10 protein-coding genes, 1 tRNA gene and 1 rRNA gene are annotated in these 12,224 nt (G+C 47.3%); 4 read left to right on the forward strand and 8 right to left on the reverse strand.

From position 1 onward, the window contains the following. Window positions 1–713: 713 nt before the first annotated feature. Together Q0438_RS00650 and Q0438_RS00655 are read right to left on the reverse strand one after the other, a co-directional pair. Window positions 714–789, reverse strand: a tRNA-Ala gene (locus Q0438_RS00650). Between the two features lie 339 nt (window positions 790–1,128). Further along, window positions 1,129–2,641: ribosomal RNA gene (locus Q0438_RS00655) — 16S ribosomal RNA — on the reverse strand. Between the two features lie 742 nt (window positions 2,642–3,383). Here Q0438_RS00655 and Q0438_RS00660 point away from each other — a divergent pair. Together Q0438_RS00660 and Q0438_RS00665 are read left to right on the forward strand one after the other, a co-directional pair. Then, the gene (locus tag Q0438_RS00660; RefSeq protein ID WP_299186163.1) at window positions 3,384–3,908 is read left to right on the forward strand and encodes a DUF4149 domain-containing protein; all 525 of its coding nucleotides are present in this window, start codon (window positions 3,384–3,386) and stop codon (window positions 3,906–3,908) included. Further along, entirely contained in the window at window positions 3,898–4,293 is a 396-nt protein-coding gene (locus tag Q0438_RS00665) for a YbgC/FadM family acyl-CoA thioesterase (protein ID WP_299186166.1), read from the forward strand. Before Q0438_RS00660 ends, Q0438_RS00665 begins: the two co-directional genes overlap by 11 nt. 478 nt (window positions 4,294–4,771) lie before the next feature. Here Q0438_RS00665 and Q0438_RS00670 read toward each other — a convergent pair whose 3' ends face one another. From Q0438_RS00670 to abc-f, 4 genes are read right to left on the reverse strand one after another with little or no spacing between them, the layout of a single operon-like run. Next, window positions 4,772–5,428 carry a uracil-DNA glycosylase family protein gene (locus Q0438_RS00670; RefSeq protein WP_299186168.1) on the reverse strand — a complete coding sequence of 219 codons (657 nt, stop codon included), beginning with the start codon at window positions 5,426–5,428 and terminating at the stop codon, window positions 4,772–4,774. Window positions 5,429–5,435: 7 nt separating this feature from the next. After that, the gene (gene prmC / locus Q0438_RS00675) at window positions 5,436–6,236 is read right to left on the reverse strand and encodes a peptide chain release factor N(5)-glutamine methyltransferase (RefSeq protein WP_299186172.1); all 801 of its coding nucleotides are present in this window, start codon (window positions 6,234–6,236) and stop codon (window positions 5,436–5,438) included. Further along, window positions 6,223–7,431: a M48 family metallopeptidase gene (locus Q0438_RS00680; RefSeq protein ID WP_299186176.1), complete on the reverse strand. Its 1,209-nt coding sequence runs from the start codon at window positions 7,429–7,431 to the stop codon at window positions 6,223–6,225. The genes prmC and Q0438_RS00680 overlap by 14 nt, the downstream gene beginning before the upstream one ends. A 5-nt stretch (window positions 7,432–7,436) precedes the next feature. Continuing rightward, a complete protein-coding gene (gene abc-f, locus Q0438_RS00685; protein WP_299186180.1) occupies window positions 7,437–9,389 on the reverse strand; it encodes a ribosomal protection-like ABC-F family protein in 1,953 nt (650 codons plus the stop codon). Window positions 9,390–9,468: 79 nt separating this feature from the next. Between abc-f and Q0438_RS00690 the strand changes: the two genes are divergently transcribed. Both Q0438_RS00690 and Q0438_RS00695 read left to right on the forward strand, forming a co-directional pair. Further along, window positions 9,469–9,696, forward strand: coding sequence for a hypothetical protein (locus Q0438_RS00690; protein WP_299186182.1), 228 nt, complete (start codon window positions 9,469–9,471; stop codon window positions 9,694–9,696). A gap of 45 nt (window positions 9,697–9,741) precedes the next feature. Then, window positions 9,742–10,203, forward strand: a complete 462-nt coding sequence (locus Q0438_RS00695) for an alpha/beta hydrolase-fold protein (protein WP_299186184.1) — start codon at window positions 9,742–9,744, stop codon at window positions 10,201–10,203. Window positions 10,204–11,419: 1,216 nt separating this feature from the next. Here Q0438_RS00695 and Q0438_RS00700 read toward each other — a convergent pair. Together Q0438_RS00700 and Q0438_RS00705 are read right to left on the reverse strand one after the other, a co-directional pair. Then, on the reverse strand, window positions 11,420–11,593 hold the full coding sequence (locus Q0438_RS00700; protein ID WP_298021238.1) for a hypothetical protein: 174 nt from the start codon (window positions 11,591–11,593) through the stop codon (window positions 11,420–11,422). A gap of 209 nt (window positions 11,594–11,802) precedes the next feature. Beyond that, window positions 11,803–12,054, reverse strand: coding sequence for a hypothetical protein (locus tag Q0438_RS00705; RefSeq protein WP_298021241.1), 252 nt, complete (start codon window positions 12,052–12,054; stop codon window positions 11,803–11,805). Between the last annotated feature and the right edge of the window lie 170 nt (window positions 12,055–12,224).

Here is a 12,224-nt window from a genome sequence, read left to right on the forward strand (position 1 = left end):
GACTTATCGCAGTCTGGCACGTCTTTCATCGCCTCTACTAGCCAAGGCATCCACCGTTCGCTCTTAGTAGCTTACCTTTTATATATTTTTTACTTCGCAGACCGGCAAAGCCGCTCTTTGCGATGGGGAGCTTCGCTCCCTCAACCCACCTAAAGCACAGCAACGCTTTCGGCGTTGCCGTAAAATTCATATTAAAAGAAACTCATTTAGGATTAGGTCCGTAAAAAATACTTAGACTATTTATATATTCTAATTCGCATTACTTCCTTGTTAAAGATAAAATCGATCTAACTAAGCTAGTTGGTTTAGGATAAGAGCTTTTAAATATATGCCCTATCTTTAAAACCGAAGCGTTAAATTTATTCTATAGTATTTGATTAACTCGAATTAAGACGGAAAGAGATCAAACTCATAAAGTAAGTTAGGCTCTATAAGCGTGTATTGATCTTAGCTTTTAGCTTTGGATAACATAATAAGGCTAAAGGCTTGGCATCACTTCGAATAATCAAAGCTTTAACAAGTCCTGTAAAATTGTTTTATTAAAACTTGATTGTGACTTTAACAATGGTACTTTAAAGAACATTTAGGGTAAACCTAAATAGAAAATTTTAAGTTATGGTAGCTTGATCAAATTTATTAAATTTAACAAACCGCTCTGTTTGAGTAAAACCGAGTTAAAATTCTCTATTTAGATCTACGTTGCAAATATCTTATGGTGGAGAATAGCGGGATCGAACCGCTGACCTCCTGCGTGCAAAGCAGGCGCTCTCCCAGCTGAGCTAATTCCCCATCTTCGCTTATCTTTTTTCCTTATACTTTGTCAGTTTTTGCAAAAATCGGCGTTGCGTATATCTAATACGCTGCTTGATTTTCTTAAAACTTCCTCGTCTAAGAAAAAAATCTAAACAAATCTATTTTAAAAATATAAAATAGATTGTATTAAGCAATTAATTCTTACTTTAATATATTAAGGAAAATAGCTTATAAAGTACAAGACTAAAATTTAATCTTGTCCGTCAATCTCTCAAACCTAAACAAGCTCGATTGAGCATGCTTAGAGCTAATCATACGTTAGCGCTAAGACTTTATGATAGATACCTTGTGAGAGGATATCTATTTGTACTCTAGAAAGGAGGTGATCCAACCGCAGGTTCTCCTACGGTTACCTTGTTACGACTTCACCCCAGTCGCTGATTCCACTGTGGAGGGTAGCGAATTTCGCATTCCCGCTTCGAGTGAAATCAACTCCCATGGTGTGACGGGCGGTGAGTACAAGACCCGGGAACGTATTCACCGTAGCATGGCTGATCTACGATTACTAGCGATTCCGGCTTCATGGAGTCGAGTTGCAGACTCCAATCCGAACTGGGACATATTTTTTAGATTTGCTCCATCTCGCGATATTGCGTCTTATTGTATATGCCATTGTAGCACGTGTGTCGCCCCGGACATAAGGGCCATGATGACTTGACGTCGTCCACACCTTCCTCCTCCTTACGAAGGCAGTCTCATTAGAGTGCTCGGCCGAACCGTTAGCAACTAATGACGTGGGTTGCGCTCGTTGCGGGACTTAACCCAACATCTCACGACACGAGCTGACGACAGCCGTGCAGCACCTGTCTTAACATTTCTGCAAGCAGACACTCTTCCATCTCTGGATGATTTGTTAGATATCAAGTCCGGGTAAGGTTCTTCGCGTATCTTCGAATTAAACCACATGCTCCACCGCTTGTGCGGGTCCCCGTCTATTCCTTTGAGTTTTAATCTTGCGACCGTACTCCCCAGGCGGTATACTTAATCCGTTAGGTGGATTACTGCCGTGACTAGCACAGCAACAACCGGTATACATCGTTTAGGGCGTGGACTACCAGGGTATCTAATCCTGTTTGCTCCCCACGCTTTCACGCATTAGCGTCAGTTAAGTTCCAGCAGATCGCCTTCGCAATAGGTATTCTTCTTGATATCTACGGATTTTACCCCTACACCAAGAATTCCATCTGCCTCTCCCTTACTCTAGATTATCAGTTTCCCAAGCAGTTTAACGGTTAAGCCGTTAGATTTCACAAGAGACTTGATAATCCGCCTACGCGTCCTTTACGCCCAGTGATTCCGAGTAACGCTTGCACCCTCCGTATTACCGCGGCTGCTGGCACGGAGTTAGCCGGTGCTTATTCGTTAGGTACCGTCATTATTCTTCCCTAACAAAAGGAGTTTACGCTCCGAAAAGTGTCATCCTCCACGCGGCGTTGCTGCGTCAGGGTTTCCCCCATTGCGCAATATTCCCTACTGCTGCCTCCCGTAGGAGTTTGGACCGTGTCTCAGTTCCAATGTGACTGATCATCCTCTCAGACCAGTTACGCGTCATAGCCTCGGTAGGCCGTTACCCCACCGACTAGCTGATACGATATAGTCTCATCCCTTGCCGAAATTCTTTCCCGATTTATCTTATGGTAAAAAGGAGTATGGAGTATTAGCAGTCATTTCTAACTGTTGTCCTCCAGCAAGGGGCAGATTAGCTATATATTACTCACCCGTGCGCCACTAAATTTAAAAGAGTAAGCTCTTTTAAATTCCGTTCGACTTGCATGTATTAGGCACGCCGCCAGCGTTCACTCTGAGCCAGGATCAAACTCTCCATATTTATTTGATTTCGCAGACTAGCGAAGCTAGTCTTTGCGACCAAAGAGCTACGCCCTTTGGAAACCTCTAAAGCACACCGCTTCTATCGGAAGCGGCGTATATTATGCAGATAAAACCTATTATCCGCATAGTTAAATTTAAAAACCAACGTTTAGTCGGTTTAGATCCAAATAATTGAATCAAGCTTTAGAGAGTCGATATGAAGTTTTTAATCTAAAAACTTTATGTTTTGTAACATTGTTTTTATGAACTTAAATCCTTTAACGGATCTAAATCCATAGGCTCAATCGATCACTTGTTTAGATTTCAAAGATTGACTAAAGATATTTGTTTTTAACAGTTGAAATTTTAAAAAACGCGTTCGCTAAAAGGCTAAAACTACTAGGACTTAAGACTTAAGGAAGCAGGTTCGGCTCGGTGCGAAACAGAATTGTGATTATACAAGAGCGATGCTTAAAGGGGGCTGAATAGGCATTAGAAATTTTAAAAAACGATTTGGAAAATTTTAAATTTCATAAATGAAATTTTATGCTTAGCATGCCTGATATAAATTCATCTCCGCCCTCCAATAAAAATTTTATAAATTTCACAGGCGACCGCATCCAAAAATTCAAAATTTCATCATATTTACGACCGCTGACCGCCACCCCATTCGCGCATAAAACCCGCTTGCAAAACACTTAAGCGCACGATTATAAGATTTCGCTATAATCATGTCCGATTTAAAATTTAAAAGGACTTTTATGCGCGCAATTTTTTCTATCTATATCTTCATCATCGCAGCCCTTATCGGCATTGAGCTCTCGCTCGGCGCACTCGTCGCGCCCGTGGTATTTTTCCCGCAGCAGATTATCGGAGAGGGCGTGCTATCGCACTTTCAAAGCGGCAAGCTAATGAGCGAGATCTTCGTAAAATACGGCGGCATCCTCATCGCAGTCTCGATCATCTGCCTCGTTTTTGAGATGATAAATTTCAACAACAACAAATCCCAATCCTTTCGCTTGCGCCTTTCGACCTTGATGCTGACGCTCATAAATATCATACTTGCCCTACTTTTCGTGCTTTACTTTACTGACTACGTCATAAATGCCCAAAAGATCGGTGCAGAAGCGACGACGACGCCGGAATTTGCCCAAATCCACGCGGCTAGCGAGTGGTGCATGAAACTCATCATCGTGTTTCAAACGGTGCTGTTTTTCGCAAAAATCCTTCCCACCTTAGCCGCGAAAAAGGCAGCACCGGAGCAAAGCGCAGCCGATGCAGATTAAAATTTACTACGAAGACACCGACGCGCAGGGCATCGTGTATCACGCCAACTACATAAAATTTTGCGAGCGGGCGCGCAGCGAAGCGCTTATGCAGGTCGGGGTAGACTTCGCGCGCACAGACGCACACTTCGTAGTTAGCGAGCTTTGCGCTAAATTTCTCCGCCCCGCGCACCTCGGCGATACGCTTGAAATTCGTACGAGTCTAGCCGCGCTCAAAAACGCCAGCGCCCTTTTGCGGCAAGAAATTTACAAGATCAAAGATATTAAAAACGCGGATTTTAGCGAGTTTTTATACGCACAGGACGTAAAGATCGCCTTCGTAAAAGACGGCAAGCCGATCAAATTTAGCGCCGAAATTTTAGAATTTTTCAAATCTTTGAGATAAATTTATTTCGCGGGTTCAAATTTCCTAGTCGTGTGCGGCGCAAACATAGCGCAGACCGGCTTTTAGCGCAAAAGCCATGAAATACGCAGAGCTCTTGGGCGGTAATAAAATTTGCGGGCTAAATAAAAATTTTACGACATAGAATTTTGCTCGGCATTGAGGTTTAAATTTAACGCTACGCCGCGACATAAACCCTTCACGCGCCCGAGATAGAAAACAAAATTTGAAATATCGAAATTTTGCAATGGCGTTAAATTTTGCCCTACTCCGCCGCTTTATGAAATTTTCTCGCTTTTAAATTTAAACTCGCCGCAGATCGAGTCTGTGTTTTGCCTCGCTAAAATCCCGCTAGTCCGTGAAATTTAAGCAGGTCAAATTCGCCCCGTCCGCTCGCCCGCCGTAACAAAAATCACGATGCGCGTGCAAAAAGCTACGCGCAAAATCAAAACGGCGCGCAAAGAAAGCGCCAAAATGCGCCTCACAGCAGCTCTTTTATCTTTTGCAGATCCTCTTTGAAAAGCTCCGCCTTGCTCGGATTTTGCGCGATGAATGCGGGATCGAAGCTCGGCACGAAGCTGATGCCACCCTCGTTAAAGACCGAGCCGTGCAGCGCGTCCATGCCCGCTAGATCGCCGTTTCGTAGCACGATTTTACAGCAAATTTCGCCCAGGCAGAGCACGACTTTGGGCTTTAAAATTTTGATCTCATCGGTTAGATAGGGCGCGCATTTTAAAATTATTTCCAAGCTTATACGCCTATTTTGCGGCACTGCGCACCTTATCAAAAAGCTAAAATAAATTTCTTCCGGCGCGCAAATTTGATCCAGCGCCGCTTCAATCTCAGCCTCCAAACCGCCGCCAAAACCCCAGTCGGCGCCCGGCGCAAGAGCCACGATCATAAGTTTTATATTCGCGGGAGTTTTAAAATTTTTGATAGTTTTGAAATTTTTAAAATTTTGCTCGCTAGAGCTCGTGCGCGTTTTGGCAAGCTCGCAGAGGTTGCACTCGGCGGTAGCGGATTTTAGCGCATCCAGCGCCTTAAAGAATCGCGCGCCGCCGCTTAAAATTTCAGCACTTACGTAGCGGTAGCCGAATGCTTTGTAATAAAGCAGCCTGCGTAGTTGCGAGCTTTGCACGGCGCGCCTACGATCTGTTTAAATTTCGCGCGACGAATCCGCGATCAAACTGCGCCAAATCTTTGTAAAATTCCGCCCTAAAGCCCTGCTCGCGTAAAAACGCCGACAAGCTCTGCTTTTGATCGTAGCCCATCTCGCAGGCTAGAAATTTTGCGCGCCGTGCGGCGATCAGCACGATGCGTTTTAAAATTTCATCCCCCCGCTCGCCGCCAAACAGCGCCTGTTTCGGCTCCTGCAGCACGCGCGCATCCAATGCGTAGGAGTTTGCGATGTAGGGCGGATTTGAGACGATGAGATCAAACTCGCCCGCGATCTCATCTGCGTAGGCGCAGTGCACGAACTCGACGTCTGCGCCCAAATTTGCGGCATTTACGCGCGCCACCTCAAGCGCATCCGCGCTGATGTCGCTAGCCGTGATGCGGCAAGCGGGAAGTAGCTTTTTTAAGCAGATAGCGATTATACCGCTGCCCGTGCCGATCTCGCAAATGCGCGGCTCGCCCAAGCTCTGCGCCAAAGTAAGCGCCTTTTTTACTAAAATTTCGGTCTCGCAGCGCGGTATCAGCACCCGCTCGTCGACGTAAAATTTAAAGCCCATAAACTCGCAGCTTTGCGTGATGTATTCAAGCGGGCGGCCGTCTTTAAATTCAACGATCTTGGCGCGAAATTCCGCTTCATGCGCGAGCTCTTCCGAGCATTTTAGCACGAGCTGCTCATCGCTAAGTCGCTCGCAAAGCTTTAAAATTTCGCGCGCGACATATTTTGAGCCGCACTGCTGCAAGCCCCATCTTAGCGCCTCAGCGATCCTCATCAAGCTCTCTTATGCGCTCATACAGGCTCGGGTGCGAATGATACACCGCGGCGTAAATTTTATGAGCGAGCGGAAACGCCTTGTTTTCGCTGCCCAGCTTCTTTAGCGCGCCGATCATGCTCTCTTTATCCTGCATGCTCGCGCCATGCCGGTCTGCGCTAAATTCGTGCATGCGGCTAAGCTTGGAGATTACGGGCTCAAAAAACGCATGCAAAATCGGCGCAAACAAAATCATAAAAACCAGCGTCGCGCCGCCGTCCGCGTTAAGTCCTAGCGCGCCGAACACGCCTGCGGGGAGGTTTCCGAATACCGCGAACGTCGCGCCCAAAAGCACGAAGCTAAGCACTAAATTTTTCAAAACATCGCCGTGTTTGAAATGCCCGAGCTCGTGCCCTAAAACGGCCAAAATTTCATCCTCGCTCAGCTTTTCGATGAGCGTGTCGAAGAGCACGACCTTTTTCGTTGCGCCGAAGCCGCCGAAATAGGCGTTTAGGCGCTTGTCGCGCTTGCTTGCGTCGATCGTAAAAACGCCGCTACTTTTAAAGCCGCAGCGCTGCAAAAGCCCCTCTATGCGCTCTTTGAGTTCGCCGTGCTCTAGCGGCTGCATTTTATTAAACAGCGGCGCGATAACGGTCGGATATATTAAATTTATCAGTAAAATCACGCCGAAGCTTAGCAAAAAGCCCCAGACCCACCAGTGCGCGCCCAGGCTGTTTACGCAAAAAACGAGCGCAGAGGCTACCGCAAAGCCAAAAACCAGCGTGAGCGCAAGCGATTTTAGCGCGTCTTTTACGAAAACGGCGGGCGTTATCGTGGAAAAGCCTAGGCGTCTGTCTTTGACGAAGGTTTTGTAAATCTCAAGCGGAAACGCCGCCGCGCCGCCGATGATTAAAAACGCCGTTACAAAGCAGCTCCCCGCCAAAATTCCATCGCCCGCTAGATCATATATCGCGCGCTGTAACGCGCCCGCGCCCGCGAGTATCCAAATAAGCGCTACCGCAAACGAAAAGCAGTGCGAAAATATATTAAATTTTAAATTTACCGCGCCGACCTCGCCCGCCTTGCGATAATCCTCCTCGCTAAGCACCACCGCAGGCTCCTTTAGCTTGGCGCGGATGAAGCTCAACTCAAGCAGATCGAGCGAAATTTTATAAATCGTGTAAAGCGCGTATAAAAAGATCAAAAACCAAACCATCGCGCCTACTTTAGGCTCTCGGCGAGCGAAAGCACTTCGTAATATTCATTTTCCATACTGTTTAACGTTCCTCTTTTTTCTTCAAGCTCTTCAAAAAGCCCCTGCATCCCGAGCTTTTGATAAATTTCAGGGGTCGAAAGCGCGTGATTTAGCTCCTTTATACGCGCCTCGATAGCCTCGATTTTAGCGGGATACTCCTCTAAAATTTTATTCTGTTTGTAGCTAAGTTTTGCAGCGCTCGTTTTTTCCTTTTTATTTTCGCGGCCGCCTTCATCCGCGCTCGCGCTCGCGCCAGCGTCGGCCTCAATCTGGTCAATCTCCGTCATCTCGTCTTCAAACTCCAGATACTGCGAATAGGGCATTTGAATTTGATCGATAACGCCGTTTTTTTCAAAAACCCAAAGCTTATTCGTGATCTTATCAATGAAATAGCGATCGTGGCTTACGATGATTACCGCACCTTCGAAGCTTAGCAGATAATCCTCCAAAATATTGATCGTCGCGATATCAAGATCATTCGTCGGCTCGTCCAAAATCAGGCAATCGTATTGCTCGGTAAAGAGCTTGGCAAGCGCCAAGCGGTTCTTTTCGCCGCCGCTAAGCACGCCCACGGGCTTATCCAAAAACTCCTTCGGAAACAAGAAATTTTTCAAATACCCATAGACGTGCATGTAGCTGCCGCGGACGTTGATGTGATCGCCACCGTTGGGGCAGAAAATTTCGATTATGCTTTTATCGTCCGTGATACCGCTGCGGGTCTGATCGAAGTAGCCGATCCTGATCTCGCCGCGTTTGATCTCGCCCGCATCGATCTTACTGCGACCGAGTAGAATTTTAAGCAGAGTGCTTTTGCCCGCGCCGTTAGCGCCTACGATGCCGATACGCTCGCCCTGCAAAACCCGCGCCGAAAAGCCCTTAAAAAGCACCTTGCCGTTTAAAATTTTACCGATATTCGTGCATTCAAAAAGCATCTTTTTGCGATTATCGCCGCCCGTGCCGTTAAAGCTCCTGCTCGCGCGCTCCAGCTCGAGCCGCACGCGACGGATCGCGCCTGGGTTTTTCTTCGCATCCTGCCTCATCTGCATGATACGTGCCTTGCGCCCTTCGTTGCGCTTTAGGCGAGCTTTTACGCCGCGGTGCAGCCACTCCTCCTCGGCGCGCAGCTGTTTAAGCAGCGTCTCGTGGGACTTTTCGAGCGAAGCAAGCATCTCTTGCTTGCGCCTTAGATAGTTCTCGTATCCGCCGTCGAAATTTGAAATTTTACCCTCTTCGATCTCGATACTGCGCGTCGCCAAGCGGTCTATGAAGTAGCGATCGTGGCTAATAAAAACGATCGTCTGCTTCGAGCTAAGCAGCATCTCCTCTAGAAATTTCACCATATAGACGTCGAGGTGGTTCGTGGGCTCGTCCAGCAGCAGCACGTCGGGCTTTTTAAGCACCAGCGCGCCCAGCGCCACGCGACGAATTTCGCCGCCGCTAAGCGTACAGACGGAGCGGTTTTCGTAAATTTTAAGCCCGAAATTTTGCAGCACCTGCTCGATCTTATTGTCGATCTGCCAGCCGTCCTTGGCCTCGATAAATTTAATCAGCTCGTCCTGGCGCGCCAAAAGCTCCTTGTTTTCGGGCTGTGCGGCGATCTTGCTCGAGATCGCGTCGTATTCGCTAAGGGCGGCGTAAATTTCGGCTAGCTCCCTTCGTAGCGCGTCTTTGACCGAGAGATTTTCGTCAAATTTAGGCGTTTGAGCGAGCATCTGGATATTTAGCCCGTTTTGAGTGATGATCCGCCCCTCGTCGATCTCGCACAGCCCCGCGACGATCTTTATCAGCGTGGACTTGCCGCCGCCGTTTTTGCCGATTACGGCGACGCGCTCATTGGCGTCCAGTGCGAAATTTACGCCGTCTAAAACGACGTGGGAGCCGAATTTTTTCGTAACATCGATAAGCTCGATCAAAGCCAATTTTAAGTTCCTCTAGTGTTAAATTTGATGATTTTACACAAAATTCTATTAAATTTTAATAACTTTTAAAGGTTTAGCGATGCAAAGTTTGGAATTTAACGGCTTGCGCGTAGAAATTTTCGCCCCGCACGCGCCGTCTTTTGCGGCTGCGCCCTCCTTTGCAAAAGAAGCCGCGTCCGCGCCGATCATCTACCTGCACGCCTTGGAGTTTAGCGCGGCCAGTGTGGGCGAAATTTACGAACTCATCTCGCGACGAAGCGGCGCGGATTTCGTGCTTGCGGCGATCTATCTAAGCGAGGCGCAGTAGTGCGATAAGCTTAGTCCGTGGGCGGCAAAATCGCCGTTTAAGGGGGTGCGCGATTTCACAGGCGGCGGCGCGGCGCACTTGGAAAAATTTACGAACGAGTTGATACCGCGTATCGAGCGGCACGTATTCGGCGCGAGAAAGCCTGCGTGGCGAGCCTGCGCGGGATACTCGCTGGCAGGGCTTTTTAGCGCGTATGCGGCATTTGCGAGCGATAAATTTCAAAAGATCGCCTGCGTCTCGGCATCGTTTTGGTTCGGCGGATTTGACGCCTTTGTCGCCGCGCACTCGCCGCAAAGGGGGCTAGCGCACGTCTACGCGTCCTTGGGCGAGGCCGAGATGAACCCGAAAAATCCGCGCGGAGCACTCTGCGACGAGACGGCGCGAAATTTTATCGCAAAATGCTGCAGTGCGGGCGCAAAAGCTGAGTTTGAGCAAAATCCGGGCGGGCACATGCAAGATGAGATCGCAAGAATTTCAAAGGCGCTTTTAAAGCTGGTAAACTCCTAAAATTCGGGTAAATTTTAAAATTTGCGGCGCAGTAGAACAGGAGCGGCGAGAGATTGAATAGACAAGCCGAGAAGCGGCACGAAACGTAAATTTAAAGCTAGTCGCCGCTAGAATTTCTCGCGCAACGGTTTTTTGTGCAATGCAATGAAATTTAAAACAAACCTACGTTGAAATTTTATAGCACAAGTAATGCGACAAGAATGGCGCAATGCAATTCGGCGCAAATGGCACAGCGCGTCGTCGGTGCTTTAGCGGCTTTTGATAAGTGCGAATCAGTTTTGAGCGTAAATCATACGACGTCTCGTCGCTGCGGCATGGGGAGGGGTGCAAATCGCAAACAAGCCGCTACCGAATTTTGCTAAACGGCTTGATGCAAATCGCGAGCAGAGGCTGTTAATTTTCGTAGAAAAGTACGGGGTTGGTGGTTTAAAATTTCAAGCGAGCCGTCATTATAAAATTTAAAGCAAATTATGTCGCAGCTAGGATTTAGCGTGCCTGCAAGCTAAATTTAAACAGCGATGCGGCGCGGTGTATGACCCCGCCGTTTCATTTAGTGCACCTACGAGCTAAATTTACCGCTGAAATTTCAAAATTTGCGCTGCGCAAAAGAGCGCTTCGGCGCTACGATACGTGCCGCTTAGTTTAAATTTTAAAATTTAGCGTCGGGCGGGCGCACTTAGCCAATACCTGCCGAATTTGCGGCGGCAGAATTTGCAGAATTTTGCGAATTGCCGTTTGCGGAATTTTGTCCTGTGAAATTTCGCGGCGCATACTTCGTTATCAGCTCTCTATCGCGCTTTGAGCGGCATACGCTCTGCTTCCCGCAACTATGCCGAGCCGCTCGCCGCTCCATTTTTGCGCGCGTTACGTCGTGTTCTCCGCATCTGCACCTCGCGTGCCGCTCCGCAAAAAAGCCGCAAACGCGCTAAATTCTAACCGCACGCTCTGAATTTTGGCGTCGTAAATATCGGGTAAATTTACGCGTCCTGCCCTGTTTGTGTCCGCTTTTCTACGCGCAAACGGCGAGAATACGTCCTTGTCGCAAACAAAACGAGCGGTTGAATGATAGGCTCGACAAAACAGGTGCTGCGAAATATTTTCAACAACCCTAAAATATCCGAAATAACAGCAAAAAATTCTCGTAAAATATCCGCAACAACGGCAAAAATTCCTACAAGAATTCCCGCTAAAATTTCCTGCGAAACCGCTGCAAAATTTATCTGCGTTTTATATTGTGACCGTTTTTATCGATACATAAAAAGCCTGTCGTAAAACCTCCGTCATAGATCATCACTACTCCGTCTGCGGCAAATGTATCGTCGCAACCGATCTCATAGTCCTTTTTCACTTCCTCGCCCATGGGATCATCGAAAATATCATAAAAATACATGCCAAACCAACCCGCCTGGCGATATATATACTAACATATTTATCATCAACATGCACGCCTACGGCATTTGCGCCTTTTATTTTGTCTTTAAGCTCATCAAAAGTTTGCGCATCCCAGCCCAGAATTTTTAACGGTTCTACTATACTTGTTTTTTCGTCTGAATAGCTAAAGTTTGCGGTGCGGTTTTTATCCCAATCTTCAGCTACAAATCACTTAATCTTATCGCCGTCAAAAAGCACATTAAAGTAAATTTTATTCGGTCTTATCTCGCGCGCAAAATCGCGCAGAGCTAAAATTTGAGCTCGATTTTGCTCGTAATTTTTCGCTAAGCCCGGCTCTGCCGAACCTGCCGTAACATTTAGATAAACGACCACTCCTGCGACTAGCAAAAGCAAAGAGATGAAACAAAATTTTACGATATTACAAATAGCCGAAGTAAAGGAATTTATAGATTTTAACACACTTGTATCCTTAAATTTCATCGTCTACGCAAAGGGCAAAATTTTTTTGTAATTGCTCCACAGCTCACTATCTTCGCCGAAATACGCGAGCAGTCCGCGCGCGTTGCGATCGAAGGGGTTGGGCTCTTTATGCAGCGCGATACGCTGCGACAGGCGCAGATCGTAGGTGT

It is taken from the genome of uncultured Campylobacter sp., from assembly GCF_938030785.1.
GTDB lineage: Bacteria > Campylobacterota > Campylobacteria > Campylobacterales > Campylobacteraceae > Campylobacter_B.

Bases quoted from the DNA above. Each gene is read 5' to 3' on its own strand.
- Q0438_RS00660 (WP_299186163.1), top strand. From the start codon at position 3,384: ATGCGCGCAATTTTTTCTATCTATATCTTCATCATCGCAGCCCTTATC.
- Q0438_RS00665 (WP_299186166.1), top strand. From the start codon at position 3,898: ATGCAGATTAAAATTTACTACGAAGACACCGACGCGCAGGGCATCGTG.
- prmC (WP_299186172.1), bottom strand. From the start codon at position 6,236: ATGAGGATCGCTGAGGCGCTAAGATGGGGCTTGCAGCAGTGCGGCTCA.
- Q0438_RS00680 (WP_299186176.1), bottom strand. From the start codon at position 7,431: ATGGTTTGGTTTTTGATCTTTTTATACGCGCTTTACACGATTTATAAA.
- Q0438_RS00690 (WP_299186182.1), top strand. From the start codon at position 9,469: ATGCAAAGTTTGGAATTTAACGGCTTGCGCGTAGAAATTTTCGCCCCG.
- Q0438_RS00700 (WP_298021238.1), bottom strand. From the start codon at position 11,593: ATGTATTTTTATGATATTTTCGATGATCCCATGGGCGAGGAAGTGAAA.